At 44.3% G+C, this 15,242-nt stretch carries 12 protein-coding genes, 1 tRNA gene and 1 pseudogene; 10 read left to right on the forward strand and 4 right to left on the reverse strand.

What is annotated here, in order from left to right; translation table 11 throughout:
* Window positions 1–239: 239 nt before the first annotated feature.
* From IQ234_RS03345 to IQ234_RS03365, 5 genes are all read left to right on the forward strand, one after another.
* Window positions 240–1,598 carry a CmpA/NrtA family ABC transporter substrate-binding protein gene (locus IQ234_RS03345; RefSeq protein WP_193956035.1) on the forward strand — a complete coding sequence of 453 codons (1,359 nt, stop codon included), beginning with the start codon at window positions 240–242 and terminating at the stop codon, window positions 1,596–1,598.
* 112 nt (window positions 1,599–1,710) lie between these two features.
* Window positions 1,711–2,541: a nitrate ABC transporter permease gene (ntrB, locus tag IQ234_RS03350; protein ID WP_193956036.1), complete on the forward strand. Its 831-nt coding sequence runs from the start codon at window positions 1,711–1,713 to the stop codon at window positions 2,539–2,541.
* Window positions 2,542–2,610: 69 nt separating this feature from the next.
* Window positions 2,611–4,629, forward strand: a complete 2,019-nt coding sequence (locus IQ234_RS03355; protein WP_193956037.1) for a nitrate ABC transporter ATP-binding protein — start codon at window positions 2,611–2,613, stop codon at window positions 4,627–4,629.
* 78 nt (window positions 4,630–4,707) lie between these two features.
* On the forward strand, window positions 4,708–5,547 hold the full coding sequence (locus IQ234_RS03360) for a nitrate ABC transporter ATP-binding protein (protein ID WP_193956038.1): 840 nt from the start codon (window positions 4,708–4,710) through the stop codon (window positions 5,545–5,547).
* Between the two features lie 379 nt (window positions 5,548–5,926).
* Entirely contained in the window at window positions 5,927–6,400 is a 474-nt protein-coding gene (locus IQ234_RS03365; RefSeq protein WP_193956039.1) for a phosphate-starvation-inducible PsiE family protein, read from the forward strand.
* Window positions 6,401–6,754: 354 nt separating this feature from the next.
* On the opposite strand, the gene IQ234_RS03370 is transcribed toward IQ234_RS03365, so the two are convergent.
* Window positions 6,755–7,267, reverse strand: coding sequence for an SH3 domain-containing protein (locus IQ234_RS03370; protein WP_193956040.1), 513 nt, complete (start codon window positions 7,265–7,267; stop codon window positions 6,755–6,757).
* Between the two features lie 12 nt (window positions 7,268–7,279).
* Complete coding sequence (locus IQ234_RS03375; RefSeq protein ID WP_002766416.1) at window positions 7,280–8,785, reverse strand: AAA family ATPase; 1,506 nt, start codon at window positions 8,783–8,785, stop codon at window positions 7,280–7,282.
* Window positions 8,786–9,016: 231 nt separating this feature from the next.
* On the opposite strand from IQ234_RS03375, the gene IQ234_RS03380 reads away from it, so the two are divergent.
* Entirely contained in the window at window positions 9,017–9,997 is a 981-nt protein-coding gene (locus tag IQ234_RS03380; RefSeq protein ID WP_193956041.1) for a DUF4351 domain-containing protein, read from the forward strand.
* A gap of 38 nt (window positions 9,998–10,035) precedes the next feature.
* Window positions 10,036–10,536 (forward strand): hypothetical protein, encoded by a 501-nt coding sequence (locus IQ234_RS03385; protein WP_193956042.1) that lies wholly within the window; start codon window positions 10,036–10,038, stop codon window positions 10,534–10,536.
* A gap of 193 nt (window positions 10,537–10,729) precedes the next feature.
* On the opposite strand, the gene IQ234_RS03390 is transcribed toward IQ234_RS03385, so the two are convergent.
* Window positions 10,730–10,801 (reverse strand) — tRNA-Thr (locus IQ234_RS03390).
* Window positions 10,802–10,860: 59 nt separating this feature from the next.
* Here IQ234_RS03390 and IQ234_RS03395 point away from each other — a divergent pair.
* The 3 genes from IQ234_RS03395 to IQ234_RS03405 all read left to right on the forward strand — a co-directional run bounded on the left by IQ234_RS03395 (window position 10,861) and on the right by IQ234_RS03405 (window position 14,351).
* Window positions 10,861–11,115 (forward strand): DUF3493 domain-containing protein, encoded by a 255-nt coding sequence (locus IQ234_RS03395; RefSeq protein ID WP_002751490.1) that lies wholly within the window; start codon window positions 10,861–10,863, stop codon window positions 11,113–11,115.
* A gap of 221 nt (window positions 11,116–11,336) precedes the next feature.
* Window positions 11,337–11,630, forward strand: a complete 294-nt coding sequence (locus IQ234_RS03400) for an RNA recognition motif domain-containing protein (RefSeq protein ID WP_110578765.1) — start codon at window positions 11,337–11,339, stop codon at window positions 11,628–11,630.
* Between the two features lie 198 nt (window positions 11,631–11,828).
* Window positions 11,829–14,351, forward strand: coding sequence for a glycogen/starch/alpha-glucan phosphorylase (locus IQ234_RS03405; protein WP_193956043.1), 2,523 nt, complete (start codon window positions 11,829–11,831; stop codon window positions 14,349–14,351).
* 698 nt (window positions 14,352–15,049) lie between these two features.
* Here the strand turns inward: IQ234_RS03405 and IQ234_RS03410 are convergent.
* Window positions 15,050–15,115 (reverse strand): annotated as a pseudogene (locus IQ234_RS03410) (DUF3782 domain-containing protein); the annotation flags it as partial.
* Between the last annotated feature and the right edge of the window lie 127 nt (window positions 15,116–15,242).

Genomic DNA, 15,242 nt, shown 5'->3' on the forward strand with positions numbered 1-15,242 from the left:
AGATATATCAATGGTCTTAATTAATCCTTATCAATCGAATTAAATTTTTGTACATAAAATTCTCGCTCAGATTAATTATTTTTTCCAAATTCCGCTAGACTTATTTAGTAAGGTCAATCGAGATTCAATATTCCATAGCTAAATTTCTATAGCACGGGCTAGAAGGAAAGTTTAGCGAGGGATTCCTTTACCCATAATTCAGCACACATATTTGCTTTAGCAAGCAGGTAGGAGATTCTATGTCAAAATTTTCGAGACGGAAATTTTTAACCACGGCGGCAGTTTCAGCGGCAGGGGCTGTTGTCCTCAAAGGTTGTGTGGGTAATCCCCCCGACAGTACGGGTGGAACCAGCACCACCGCGCCCGCTTCCCCGGTTGCTTCTCCCGTTGCGGTGGCTCCCGGAGAAGCCCCCGAAACCACCAAAATTAAATTAGGTTATATTCCGATTGTTGAGGCCGCACCTTTAATTATTGCCAAGGAAAAAGGCTTTTTTGCTAAACACGGGATGCCCGATGTGGAAGTCTCCAAACAAGCTAACTGGGGTGCCGCTAGAGATAACGTCGAAATTGGGGCAGATGCGGGCGGAATTGACGGAGGACAGTGGCAAATGCCCATGCCTTACCTGATTTCCGAGGGACTAATCACCAAAAATAACGTTAAAGTCCCCATGTATGTGTTAGCGCAGTTAAACACCCAGGGTAACGGAATTGCGATCGCAGGTAAACACGAGGGCAAAAATATCGGTTTAGACCTGAAACCCGCCAAAGATTACATCCTTGGCATGAAAACGACGGGAACTCCCTTCAAAGCTGCCTATACTTTCCCGAAAGCTAATCAAGACTTCTGGATTCGTTACTGGTTAGCCGCCGGTGGGATTAACCCCGATACGGATATTAACCTAATTGCCGTACCCGCAGCCCAAACCGTGGCCAACATGAAAACGGGAACCATGGATGCGTTTAGTACCGGCGATCCTTGGCCGGCGAGAATTGTGGCTGATCAGATCGGTTTTATGTCAGCTTTAACCGCAGAAATCTGGCCCTATCACCCGGAAGAATACCTCGCTATCCGCGCCGATTGGGTGGATAAAAACCCGAAAGCTACTAAGGCACTATTAAAAGGAGTTATGGAAGCGCAGCAATGGCTCGATCAAGAGGCAAATCGGGCAGAAGCGGCGGCAATTCTCGCTAAACCGGCTTATTTCAACCTCAAAGAAGAAATTATCGCCGGTCCCCTCAAAGGAATGCAGAAAATGGGTGACGGCAAACCGGAAATCACCGACAAAAATAAAGGGGTTTTCTACTGGAAAGATCCCGCCGGTAGCGTTTCCTATCCCTATAAGAGTCATGATCTCTGGTTTTTAACCGAAAGTGTTCGTTGGGGTTTCTTGCCGAAAGAAACTTTAACCACTGCCTCAACATTAATCGACAAAGTTAACCGCGAGGATCTTTGGAAAGCGGCAGCCACAGAATTAGGAGTTCCTGCGGCCGATATTCCCACCAGTACCTCCCGTGGTGTCGAAAAATTCTTTGATGGCAAAACTTTTGACCCCGCCAATCCCCAAGCTTATCTCGATAGTTTGGCGATTAAAAAATAGCGAGTTTTTCCCGATAGGCTAGGTGCATAAAATATCTAGTCTATCAATATCAAAAATGTTTTCTTCTCTTCCCCATCAAGTAACCTTATCTTCAACAAAGAAAAACGGCAAAATGGCAACTAGCGTCAGCAGAAAAAGTAACGGTGGTTTCAACTTCAGTAAATTCTGGAAAAAGCATTCTGGGGATATCCTTCCTCCGATTGTGGGTATTTTATTTTTCCTGATTTTATGGCAGTTAATGTCTATGGTGGGATTGATTAAATTACCGCCGCCATCGGATATTATTACTAATGAGCGTACCCGCACCTATTTAATGTATCCTTTCTTTGACCGTGGAGGTATTGATAAGGGACTATTCTGGCAAACTCTCGAAAGTCTAAAACGGGTATTAATCGGTTATTCTTTTGCCGCAGTGGTGGGTATTGGAGTTGGAATTATGGTCGGGGTTAATCCCTTCTTAAATAAGGCACTCGATCCCCTTTTTCAATTCCTGAGAACAGTTCCTCCTCTTGCTTGGGTTCCCCTATCTTTGGCCGCTTTACAACAAAACCAACCTGCTGCTTTATTCGTTATTTTTATTACCGCAGTTTGGCCGATTTTGATTAATACCACCGTTGGTGTCCAACAAATTCCCCAAGACTATATCAACGTTAAACAAGTCTTGCAATTGTCCAACCAAAAATTCTTTTTCAAGATATTAATTCCCTCAGCACTTCCCTACATCTTCACTGGTTTGAGAATTGCGATCGGTTTAGCTTGGTTAGCGATTATTGCGGCGGAAATTGTTATGTCTGGTATCGTCGGTATCGGTTTCTTTATCTGGGATGCCTACCAAAATAACTACATCAGCGATATTATTCTCGCGCTATTTTATATCGGTGGTGTGGGTTTATTACTCGATCGCTTTATGGCTTGGTTACAAAATCAAATCGTTCGTCAATAGGGAATTGATGGGGAAAATTTCCCCATCTTTAAACAACTGAAACTTGAGCTAACTTAAGGAGAAAAAACTATGAGTTTGTTTGTTGCTGTCGATAACATTGATAAAATCTTCCCCCTTAGTGGTGGCGGTGAATATGTGGCCTTAAAAGGGATCGATTTACAGATAAAAAAAGGAGAATTTATCTCCCTTATCGGTCACTCTGGTTGCGGAAAATCCACCCTCTTAAACATGATCGCTGGTTTAGATTTGCCCACCGAAGGGGTGGTGACTTTGCAAGGTCAAAGCATTAAAAAACCGGGACCTGATCGCATGGTGGTCTTCCAAAACTATTCCCTTTTACCCTGGTTAACCGTCAAAGAAAATATCACCCTCGCCGTCGATCAAGTTCTCGCTCAACTATCAGAAGATGAAAGAAAAGCTGAAGTCGAAAAATATATCGATCTGGTCAATCTTCGTCATGCAGTGGATAAACGTCCCAACGAATTATCGGGGGGGATGAAACAACGGGTAGCGATCGCTCGCGCCCTAGCAATCCGTCCAAAAGTGCTGCTTTTAGACGAACCATTTGGGGCGTTAGATGCCCTGACTAGAGGTAATCTACAGGAACAGTTAATGCAGCTGTGCGAAGAATACGAAATGACCTCGGTAATGGTGACGCACGATGTGGATGAAGCGGTGCTATTATCCGATCGCATCGTCATGCTTACCAACGGTCCAGGCTCAAAAATTGGCGGTATTTTGGAAGTAGATATCCCCCGTCCCCGCAAACGCATGGAAGTGGTGGAACACCCCAGTTACTACAGTCTCCGGAGCGAAATTATCTATTTCCTCAACCAACAAAAACGGATCAAAAAACTACGCGCTCGCAAAGTCGAAGTTATTGCTCGTCACGGTTTAGAAAAAGTCAATCTAGAAATCGGTTTTGTTCCCCTCACCGCTTGCGCTCCCCTAGCAGTGGCCAAAGAAAAGGGATTCTTTACTAAACATGGTCTAGATGAGGTGAATTTAGTCCGGGAAACCAGTTGGCGAGGGGTTGTGGATGGGATCGCAGGGGGATTCCTCGACGGGGCGCAAATGCCTTCAGGAATGCCCACCTGGTTAACCGTCGGTGGTTATCAAGATCAACCTTTGCCGATTGTCAGCGCCCTGACTATGACTCGTAACGGTAACGGTGTCACCCTCGCTAAACGCTTCTATGACGAGGGAGTGATTGACGGTAACGCTTTAAGACAGATGCTATTGGAATCGCGGGAGCAGCGCCATATTTTTGGCATTGTTCACCCCTCCTCGATGCACAATTTGCTCCTGCGTTACTGGTTAGCGGCAGCGGGAATTGACCCCGATAAAGACGTTCACCTCGAAACTATTCCCCCGGCCCAAATGGTAGCTGACCTGAAAACCGGTAGTATTGACGGTTACTGTGTGGGTGAACCCTGGAATCTCAGGGCCTCTATGGAAGGTATCGGTTACACCGTCGCTACCGACTTAGAAATTTGGCAGGGCCACCCGGGTAAGGCCCTGGGAGTCCGGGAAGATTGGGCCAATAAATACCCTAATACCCATGTCGCTTTAGTTAAAGCACTGCTGGAAGGTTGTCGCTACTGTGCTGAGGAAGGGAATCAGGAAGAAATTCGTCAAATCCTCGCCAGTCGTCAGTATCTTAGTACCAATATTGATTATATCCAACTGGGTGATCCCAACTCCTACGCGTGCAGTATTGATCGACCGATGAAAGAATATGCACACCATCTGTTCTATGGAGATGGGGTAAATCGTCCCAGTCGTACGGAACACCTCTGGATGATGACCCAAATGGCACGCTGGGGACACATTCCTTTCCCCCGTAACTGGGTAGAAATTCTCGAACGCGTCTGTCGGGTGGGTGTCTTCAGTACCGCGGCCCGGGAATTGGGTCTAGGGGATATTAAATATCGTCGTACACCGATCCTGTTATTCGATGGTATCGAGTTTGATGCCGAGGATCCGATCGGTTATCTCAATAGTTTAGAGATCAAACAAAACGTCACCATGGCCGAAGTGGCTATTGATGCTCGTCCTAGCGCCAGCGAATCCCGCAAAATTGCCTAAAAATCGACTAAGGGGATAATTACTAGCCAATTATCCCCAGCCATTGCCCCTATTAACTAATTTCCCCAAAGACTAATCATGTACACCACCACCGAGACAGTTAACCGAGCAACCCAGACCCCCAGTAAAGAAGCTTTTGTCACCATTGAAGGAGTTTCTAAGGTTTATTCCACTCCCAGAGGCCCCTACACCGTCCTCAAGGATGTTAATCTCAGCATCAATGAAGGTGAATTTATCTGTGTGATCGGTCACTCTGGTTGCGGTAAATCGACCCTATTAAATATGGTGTCGGGTTTTTCTTCTCCCACCGATGGCATTGTTAAAGTTAACGGCAAGAAAATTACTAAACCCGGGCCCGATCGCATGGTAGTGTTTCAAAACTATGCTTTATTGCCTTGGTTAAGCGTTTTTGAAAATGTCTATCTTGCGGTAGATGCGGTGTCTCCCAATGCTCCAGAGGCACAAAAACGCTCGATCGTGCGGGAACATTTAGCTATGGTGGGTTTAACCGAAGCTATGGATAAAACCCCTCCCCAAATCTCCGGGGGGATGAAACAACGGGTTTCGATCGCTCGCGCTCTTTCTATCCGTCCGGAGGTGTTGATTCTTGATGAACCTTTCGGCGCTTTGGATGCGATTACCAAAGAGGAATTACAGGAAGAATTGCTGAAAATCTGGCAAGATAAACGCTGTACGGTGTTGATGATTACCCATGATATCGATGAGGCTCTTTTCCTCGCTGATAAGCTGGTAATGATGACCAATGGACCAGAAGCGAAAATCGGCGAAGTGATGAATATTCATTTCCCCCGTCCCCGCGATCGGGAGAGAATTATGGAGGATCCGGAATATTATCGTCTGCGTAACTATGCCCTCGACTTCCTCTATAATCGTTTCGCTCACGATGATGTCAGCTAGATGCGAGCATTTGTATTAGTTTGGGGTGCGGTTGACTTAAAAGCGATCGCACCTAGATTTTTTTTCTAGGGAAGCCTTCTTCAAGTAAAATTATTTCTAACTGGGTAGATGTTAAAAATTGTCAGATGCCCCCCTTATCAAGGGGGGATTCAGGGGGGATCATCACCCCTTATTAAGGGGGGATTAAGGGGGGATCATCACCCCCCTTATCAAGGGGGGATTAAGGGGGGATCAGCACCCCTTATCAAGGGGGGATTAAGGGGGGATCAGCAGCCCCCTTATCAAGGGGGGATTAAGGTGGAATCAGCTTACTTGTTAACTAAATAGAACAATTAGCAGTCAAATACAATAATAATTTTTACTTTTTACTTAATCAATCATGCTCAAACAGATACGGAAACTAATTATCAATTTCGGACAACAATGGCGCGATGAAAATTTCATGAGGTCGATTCATGTCGTTGAAAACTTAGTTTCTAAGGTTTTATCCGTAGCCTTAATTATTGTTATTATTGTTTCTCTTTATGATCTAGTAGTTATCCTAATCCGAGATTTATTTACTACGGAACCCATCGGTTTTTTTGGCAAAACTTTAATTGAAATCTTCGGATTATTTCTCAATATTTTAATTGCCTTAGAGTTATTAGAAAACATCACTGCTTACCTAAGAAAACACATCGTACAGGTTGAATTAGTCGTAGTTACGGCTTTAATTGCCATCTCTCGAAAAATTATTATTTTTGATCCCAACAAATACAGTAAAGATGATTTAATTGCCCTCACCGTGGGAACCTTAGCTTTAGCGGCAAGTTATTGGTTAATCAGAAAAGTTAATCGCGATAATCGTTCTTGAATTAAGGGAAAGGGATAGATTTAGAAAATCTATCCCTTCTAAATAGGGTGTGCTGAAAAAGTTTGTTGGTGGGGTTAAGGAGTCAGGAGCCGGTCGTCAGGAGTCGGGAGTTTCAGGCCTTGTTGCCCTCTCTTTTCGTACCAATTTATGTACTAAAAGAAGGATAATGCAAGGTTTTTGAGAGTCCCAATCCGATTTTCATGCTGCGAAAATCGGATTTTAACAGGTCAAAAACCTTTTTGGATAAAGCTTTTAGACTTTTTTCCCCTTAAAAAGTGCCGGCCATTGGAGTGAGCGGGGGGAAAATTCCGGGACTTTTTCCCTGAAAATGGGTAAAACCCTACACCCTACACCTTATTGAACTCTGGAAATATTACCCGCTTTAATCCAACCTTCGCGACCATCGGACAGACGCACGCGATGCCATTGCCCATCGCTGCTGGTTCCCACCACACTGACTTTAGTATTATAATCCAGACCGCCGAGACGAGTAGATTCACTGGTAGGTTGAGAGCGCAGACTTAAACCGCTTTGCCATGTCACCCGCGCTTGATAACCCTCGGATGTGGTTTCTTTTTTTCTTGCTTCGGGACTGGGTTTCGGGGCAGCTTTTGGTGCTGGTGCAGCTGTGGGAGACTCTTTCACCTCAGCTTGGGGTTGTTCTTGGACGGGAGTAGTGGGGATGGATTTAGCAGCTTTTTCCTCCTTAGTTTCCTCTTTTTTCTCCTCGGTAAAGACGGGTTTAGGAGGATTAGAATTCATGCCAGAGAGAAGCATATAGGCGACAGCAGTAGCTCCACCGACTAAAATCGCCACTCCCAATACAAAACCGACCATAAATTGCAATAAACCAGATAAACGCTTCATATTGGTGCTAAATTAACTGTTAGGATTAACATTAAAACGATCATCGCGAGAGGCTAGACGAGCTTTACCGGACTTGGCCCAATCCTGTAGAAACTGGATTTGTTCTTGAGCAGTGCGGGCCAGGGGTATAATCTGACTAGCGGCCTCAAGCACATCATCGGTGCTAAAGTCGCGATTTTGACTAAACCCGATGTGCATCGCTTCCACGATGGTTTGTTCGATTTCTGCCCCCGAAAAATCGGGAGTTTCGTAGGCTAGTCGCTTTATATCATAACTTTTTAGATTATGGGGCCGGACTTTCCCCAGATGAACGCTAAAAATCTCCTCGCGGGACTTTTGGCTAGGTAGTCCGACAAAAAATATCTCATCGAAGCGTCCTTTTCGCAACATTTCCGGGGGCAAAGATTGGATGTTATTAGCTGTAGCGACGACAAAAACCGGCGATTGTTTCTCCGCTAACCAAGTGATAAAAGTCCCGAAAACCCTCCCGGTGGTTCCTCCGTCGCCTTTCCCATCCACTCCGGCGAAAGCTTTATCGATTTCGTCTATCCACAGCACACAGGGAGCTAAAGCTTCAGCGAGATTAATCATCTGACGGGTGCGTGATTCCGATTCCCCCACCAATCCGCCAAATAAACGCCCCACGTCTAGACGCAGTAGCGGCAAGTGCCAATGATGGGAAATAGCTTTCGCTGTCAGGGATTTACCCGTCCCCTGAATCCCCACCAATAGTAAACCCCGGGGATTGGGTAAACCGTAGGCGCGGGCGCGTTCACTAAAAGCACCACCGCGACGAATCAGCCAGTCTTTGAGATTATCTAGTCCGCCGATGTCAGAAATCTGCTCTGTGGCGGGATAAAAGTCTAATATCTGGGTTTGACGAATCGATTGGCGTTTTTCTGCCAAAATTAATTCCACGTCCTCTGGCTCAATTTTGCCGTGACTGGCTAAACATTTGGCCAAAACCCGACGAATTCTCTCTAGGGACAATCCTTGGGCAGAAAGCACTAATTCATCCAGGAGTGGTTCTTTGACGGGTTGTCCGGTGGCAGCGATTAATCGCTGGATTTCCTGTTTGATTTCTTCGCCACTGGGGAGGGGAAAATCGACGACGGTGATTACTTCGGTTAGATCCGAGGGGATGGACAGTTCGGGAGCGACGATAATTAGGTTTTTAGGCTGAGATTTCAAGGAACGGGCGAGATTTCGCAATTTTCTGGCGATGGAAATATCTTCTAAAAAGCGCTGGAAATCCCGCAAAATTATGATGGCGGCGATGTTAGACGGCAGCTTTTCGACGAATTCAAGAGCTTGCAGGGGATTACGCCGAGCAAAGTTCTCATTATTGGGATTATCTTGATAACCATCCACGAAATCCCAAACATAGACAGCACGGTTATTGCTCTGTTTAGCAATATCGGCGATCGCTTTTTCGAGACGTTCTTCTTCTAGGGTGGTAACATAGATGAGAGGATAACGGGCCCGCAGCAGTAATTGAAATTCTTCACCAAAGCTCATAGCTATTCGTCTATAGTTTTTGCTATTTATATCGTCATCAGAAAATATAGCAGTTAGCCGTCTCTTGGATATTTTAGTACAAATGCTCGAATTGCCTCGCTTCCCCTCTTAACGAGTAATTGACCGCCTTTCTCCTCAAGATGAAGTGTAACCTAATTTTGATATCGACGACGAGCGACCGACTCCTCAAAACGAAAACTTTCTACCTCACCATTAGGATAACTGCTATGTATGAATAATGTTATTGACCATGATCGTTTATTTAAGGAATTAATTGCGACTTTTTTTGTTGAATTTATTCAGTTGTTTTTTCCTGAGATTATCAATTATTTAGAGCCTAATCAGATCACATTTTTAGACAAAGAAGTCTTTACCGATATCACGGAAGGAGAAAAGTATGAAAGTGATTTAGTCGCCCAAGTTCAATTTCGAGGACAATCATCATTTTTCTTAATTCATCTAGAAGCACAGTCTAGCTCTCAACCAGAATTTAATCGGCGAATGTTTACTTATTTCGCTCGTCTGCATCAAAAATTTGCCTTACCGGTTTATCCCATTGTCATATTTTCCTATGATCGTCCACAAAAAGAAGCAATTCGTCAATATAAAATTGAGTTTCCTGACTTAAAAGTGCTAGAATTTAACTATCAAGTTGTCCAGTTAAATCGCTTGAATTGGCGAGATTTTATCAATCAAGCTAATCCCGTCGCATCCGCTTTGATGGCTAAGATGAAAATTGCCCCTCGCGATAGAGCAAAAGTTAAGGCACAATGTCTAAGATTATTGGTAACATTAAGATTAGATGCCGCTAGAATGCAATTGATTTCAGGCTTTGTCGATACCTATCTCAATCTCAACTCATCCGAGGAGATAGAATTTCAACAGGAGATTAGCACATTTATTCAACCCGAACAGGAGGGAGTTATGCAGATTACCACCAGTTGGATGCGCCGCGGTTTAGAACAGGGTTTAGAACGGGGTTTAGAACAGGGTTTAGAACGGGGTTTAGAACAGGGTTTAGAACAGGGTTTAGCAAGAGAAAGAAATCTAATTATTCGTCTGATTAAACGTAAGTTAGGAGCTATTGATGTGGCTCTAGAGAGTCGGATTATGACCTTGAATATTGATGATCTAGAACGAGTGGGGGAAGCTTTATTGGATTTTTCGACATTGGAGGATTTAACTAATTGGTTAAATGCTTTAGATGCTTAGTATTTTTCTCTTAAACTTTACAGAAGGCTATTGATGTTATGGGTATAACTTTTGAAAATGCCATCCAACAAACTCAATACTTACTAAGTCAAATTGAGTTTTTAGATGCCAATGTGATCAATGAAAAACTTACTGATCTAGTCTCAACAGAAAATGGAGCTAGAGGATTTTTTGTTACTTATTTAACCAGCGATTTACCCTATACAGAACATCCTAGTTTGGAGGTAATCACCGCTTTAAAAACTTCCCCGATATTGGTGAATGAATTATTAGTTAAAAATCTGGCTATGTCCACGGCAATGGTTATCTATCATCGCAGTCAAGGAGACGAAGAAAACGCCCGAGGTTCTGAGAAAGTCCAAGAAAAAACTGGTCAACTAATTAAGCAGTTATTATCGCAGGCCTTGGGGGAAAAATTACAACAATTAGCCACCAGTTTAAACACAGGACAAGGAGAATATCAAGCCTTTCTAGAACGCTGGGGATATGACGATTGCCAACGTCAAGCGATCACAGAAATTATGCAACCTTTTCTTTAGTAACTAGGGTTTGCCGGAAAAGTTGGTGGGTGAGAGCAGGGTGTGGGGTGTGGGGTTTTGCCCATTCCGATCACTCCGGCGTCCGACACTTTTGGATGGACAAAAAGTCTAAAAGTCTTATCCAACAAGGTTTTTGGATTTATTCAGCCGGACTTCGGTATTTCCTAGTCAACTTCCGGGAGGTAAAACCCCAAGCCGATGATGGGATTTGAACCCACGACCAATTGATTACGAATCAACTACTCTACCACTGAGCTACATCGGCACATTGCCAGTTCCCGATTATATCACAGACAATAGATACAAAGCTAGAAAGATTTTTTTATGAGCAAATCCCCTCGACTTGATCCCCAAAAATACGCCCGCTTGAAAGAGGAAGCGGCTAATCCCTACCGAGGTCTGCGGCAGTTTATCTATCTCGGTTTAGGTGCTTCTGGTTTTATCGGTGCGGTGGTTTTTCTGGCCCAATTAGCGGCAGGCAGGGACGTAGCCACCGCCTTACCCAATTTTGCCCTACAAATCGGTGTGGTGGCCCTGATGATTTGGTTATTTCGTCGGGAGAAAAAAGCTGGCGGTTGAGGGAGTAGCCACCGATAGCCAAAACAGTCTCTTCCCCTGAAGAATAAAAGTTAACATTAACTCCAGTCCTTTCGTGTTATGATCGAGACGAGAGTCAAGATTAGTGTTCAAGTTCGTTTCCAGTATTAATCCGGTAAGTCTTTTACTTTAGTATTGTTCGGCTTCTCCCTGAATTTTGTGTCTCCACACCGTTTCGAGTATTGTTCGAGGATTCAAGTATTATGTCTATTTTTGTTGGTAATCTCTCTTACGAGATTTCCCAAGAAGATCTGGTCGATGTCTTTGCAGAGTACGGCAAGGTTAAGAGGGTTCATATTCCCGTTGACAAAGAGACACAGCGCAAACGCGGTTTCGCCTTCGTGGAAATGGAAAGTAAAGCCCAGGAAGCCGCCGCAATTGAGGCACTAGATGGTGCTGACTGGATGGGGCGATCAATTAAAGTTAACGAAGCCCGCGATCGTGAAGAGCGTGCGCCCTTCAATGGTGGTGGTGGTGACAGAAAAAAACGCTATTAAGCTTTTTTTGTGAATAATTGTGGGAGGGTGGACAGGGTTCACCCTTTTTTTGTCGGCAATTGCGATCGCCGCTCGGCTGAAAACCAATAGAAGTCTAAATGTCTGAGTCTCTCCAAAAGGTAACAAGTAAACTATAAAGGATATCGTCATCAGGTCTGATCGGCGATCGACTCCCGAATATATGGACAACAAAAACCCATGGAGACAACCTATACCCTAGCTGATGGGCGTGAAGTGCTTCAATGCCCCACTTTAATTGAAGACGATCGCACGGGCATGAGTCCCGAAACCCTAAAACGGGCTTTTCTGGACAATCTGTTTTATTTGCAAGGGGTTAACCGCACTAATGCTAGTCCCTACAATTACTATGTCGCCCTTGCCTACACCGTTCGCGATCGCCTGCTGCGTCGTTTTCTGAAATCCACCGACACCTACAAACAAGAAAAAGTTAAACTCGTCTGCTATTTCTCCGCCGAATTTCTCATGGGGCGGTATTTAGGTAATAATCTCGCTAATTTGGGTATTTATGACCGAATCAAAGAGATGCTCGAGGAATTAGGTCTTGATTTTGAGGAAATTATCGAACAGGAACCAGATCCCGGCCTCGGAAACGGGGGTTTAGGGCGTTTAGCGGCTTGTTTCCTTGATTCTCTGGCTTCCCTAGAAATTCCCGCCATCGGTTACGGTATCCGCTACGAATTTGGCATTTTCCATCAAATGATCCAAGACGGTTGGCAGGTGGAAATCCCCGATAACTGGCTACGCTTCGGCAATCCTTGGGAATTACCCCGTCCCGATGAAAGTGTGGAAGTAAAACTGGGTGGCCGGACGGAAATCTATCACGATGATAAGGGACAGGAACGGGTACAATGGCTGCCGGAACGCCGGGTTTTAGCCATTCCCCACGATACCCCCGTCCCAGGTTACAAAACCAACACGGTGAACGCTTTGCGTCTCTGGAAAGCAGAAGCGAGTGAATCGTTTAATTTTGAGGCTTTTAACGCCGGGTTATACGATCAATCCGTGGCTGAAAAAATGGACGCGGAAACCATTTCTAAAGTCCTTTATCCCAACGATAACACCCCCGCCGGTCGCGAATTACGTCTGGCCCAACAATACTTTTTTGTGGCCGCTTCCCTGCAAGATTTAATTCGCATTCACCTAAAAAGCCACAAAAATCTGCAAAATTTCCACGAAACCGCCGCTATTCAACTTAACGATACTCACCCCGCCATTGCGATCGCTGAGTTAATGCGTTTGTTAGTGGATGAAAACGGCTTAGAATGGTCAAAAGCTTGGACAATTACCCAAAAAACCTTCGCTTATACCAATCATACCCTATTGCCAGAAGCCCTAGAACGTTGGTCGGCGGATCTGATCGGGAAATTGCTACCCCGACATCTAGAAATTATCTACCTGATCAATCACTTTTTCCTCGACGATGTGCGGACTTGGTTTCCCGATAACGAGGAATTATTGGGCAAATTGTCGATAGTTGAAGAAGCTGGTTGGGGTAATAAACAAATTCGCATGGCTAATTTAGCCTGTGTGGGTAGTCACTCGATTAACGGAGTCGCTGCCTTACACACGGAGTTACTGCAAAAAGACACCCTGAAAGAGTTTGCCATGCTCTGGCCGGAAAAATTCTACAATAAAACCAATGGTGTCACCCCGCGCCGGTGGATTTTATTGAGCAATCCCCAATTATCGGCACTATTTACCGAAAAAATTGGCGATAATTGGCTAAAAGACCTGAAGGAATTGCGAAAACTGGAACAATACCTTGATGATCCTGAATTCCGTCAGCGTTGGTATGAAATTAAACAGGCGAATAAGGCCGATTTAGCGGCTTATATGCTGAAAACCCGCAATATCGAGGTGGATGTTAATTCGATTTTCGATGTGCAGGTAAAACGGATTCACGAATACAAACGCCAACATCTGGCAGTTCTGCACATTATCGCCCTTTATAATCGCATTAAACAGAACCCTCAGATCGATATTGTGCCGCGCACTTTTATCTTTGGTGGTAAGGCAGCCCCCGGTTACTTTATGGCGAAGTTAATCATTAAGTTAACTAATGCTGTGGCTGAAATTGTGAATAAGGATCCTGATGTCAGAGGTCGTTTAAAAGTGGTTTTCCTGCCTAACTTTAACGTTTCCTTGGGTCAACGCATCTATCCGGCGGCGGATCTTTCCGAACAAATTTCTACGGCGGGTAAGGAAGCTTCTGGAACAGGTAACATGAAGTTTGCCATGAATGGCTCCCTCACCATTGGGACTCTGGACGGCGCTAATATCGAAATTCGCGAGGAAGCAGGGGCAGAAAATTTCTTCCTTTTTGGCTTGACAGCAGAAGAAGTTTATGCTAAGAAGGCACACGGTTATGAACCGATGAGCTATTACAAAAATAATCGCGAATTGAAGGGAGTGATCGATCGAATTAAGAGTGGTTATTTTAGCCATGGTGACCAGGAATTATTCAGGCCGATCGTTGATTCTCTCCTCTACGATGACCAGTATATGCTTTTAGCTGATTATCAATCCTACGCTGATTGTCAGGAACAGGTAAGTGAAGCTTATCGCGATCGGGACAAGTGGACGCGGATGTCGATTCTTAACTCGGTTCGTATGGCCAAATTCTCTAGCGATCGCACAATCTGGGAATATTGTCAAGAGATTTGGAAAGTTAATCCGGTCAAGATTAGTTTAGAGGATTAAAAAACTCGGTCAAGTTCGGGTTTAGTCTTTGACTAGCCCGAATTTTGGAACTGTAGTCCCAAAAATGCTTGGTGAAAACGATGAAATTTAAGTAGTTAGGTGTTAAAAACTATCAGTTTCCCCCCTTATCAAGGGGGGCAGGGGGGATCAGAGGCAAAATCTATCTTCAATTTAATTATAACTACTTACTTAATCCCACCAAATCCCGTGAGGAAAATCCCTAGCTTTAGGTTGTCCGCGACTTTATAATCGTCTCGTCGATAACGGTTTTGGCTCTTCTCGGCTTTGTGTGATAATTTTTGCTTATGGAATCGTGAAATGCTTACTGGACAAGACTTTTAAGACTATTTTGCGGATATTCTATCAGTATAGACCTCGTTTCCACACAGAAACCAGAAGAGCCCGGTTTTGACTTTACCGATGGGAAATTAATCTCGTCAAGATTAGCTTAGAAGACTAAGAAGAAGCGAATTTTTGGGGGTGAGAATTTACTTTTGTCAAAAATCATTACATATTCGCAACAAAAAACTTTGGCTCTTCGGGAATTGTTATGCAAATAATTAACTTAAAATAAAATTCGATGAGAGTGCCTACGGTCAAAAATATAGCGGTAAGCGCTTGAGTGAGATACAAACCAAGCTTTGCCTAGCATGGTTTATAGCTCGTGACACTGTACCTCATACGACTGCACACCGTTATAATAGATCAATTTCTAAACCCTCATTATCCCGTTTTACCGAAATACCAGGGTGAAACTCATGCACCAGAAGTGTTGAACGTTGAGAAAAGTCAGACAAAAAATGCTATTATAGATAGAATCTAGACAACTTATTCACCTCACAATAGGTAGTTTGCCCTGATGACGAATTTCTCAAAACTCATAAAAGAGCT

It is taken from the genome of Microcystis aeruginosa LEGE 91341, from assembly GCF_015206885.1.
In the GTDB taxonomy this organism is placed as follows: domain Bacteria; phylum Cyanobacteriota; class Cyanobacteriia; order Cyanobacteriales; family Microcystaceae; genus Microcystis; species Microcystis aeruginosa_H.

Excerpts from the sequence above, each read along its gene's own strand:
- IQ234_RS03380 (WP_193956041.1), top strand. The coding sequence starts at position 9,017 with ATGAATAATGTTATTGACCATGATCGTTTATTTAAGGAATTAATTGCG.
- IQ234_RS03355 (WP_193956037.1), top strand. The coding sequence starts at position 2,611 with ATGAGTTTGTTTGTTGCTGTCGATAACATTGATAAAATCTTCCCCCTT.
- IQ234_RS03345 (WP_193956035.1), top strand. The coding sequence starts at position 240 with ATGTCAAAATTTTCGAGACGGAAATTTTTAACCACGGCGGCAGTTTCA.
- IQ234_RS03365 (WP_193956039.1), top strand. The coding sequence starts at position 5,927 with ATGCTCAAACAGATACGGAAACTAATTATCAATTTCGGACAACAATGG.
- IQ234_RS03395 (WP_002751490.1), top strand. The coding sequence starts at position 10,861 with ATGAGCAAATCCCCTCGACTTGATCCCCAAAAATACGCCCGCTTGAAA.
- IQ234_RS03360 (WP_193956038.1), top strand. The coding sequence starts at position 4,708 with ATGTACACCACCACCGAGACAGTTAACCGAGCAACCCAGACCCCCAGT.
- IQ234_RS03370 (WP_193956040.1), bottom strand. The coding sequence starts at position 7,267 with ATGAAGCGTTTATCTGGTTTATTGCAATTTATGGTCGGTTTTGTATTG.
- IQ234_RS03400 (WP_110578765.1), top strand. The coding sequence starts at position 11,337 with ATGTCTATTTTTGTTGGTAATCTCTCTTACGAGATTTCCCAAGAAGAT.
- ntrB (WP_193956036.1), top strand. The coding sequence starts at position 1,711 with ATGGCAACTAGCGTCAGCAGAAAAAGTAACGGTGGTTTCAACTTCAGT.
- IQ234_RS03385 (WP_193956042.1), top strand. The coding sequence starts at position 10,036 with ATGGGTATAACTTTTGAAAATGCCATCCAACAAACTCAATACTTACTA.
- IQ234_RS03405 (WP_193956043.1), top strand. The coding sequence starts at position 11,829 with ATGGAGACAACCTATACCCTAGCTGATGGGCGTGAAGTGCTTCAATGC.
- IQ234_RS03375 (WP_002766416.1), bottom strand. The coding sequence starts at position 8,785 with ATGAGCTTTGGTGAAGAATTTCAATTACTGCTGCGGGCCCGTTATCCT.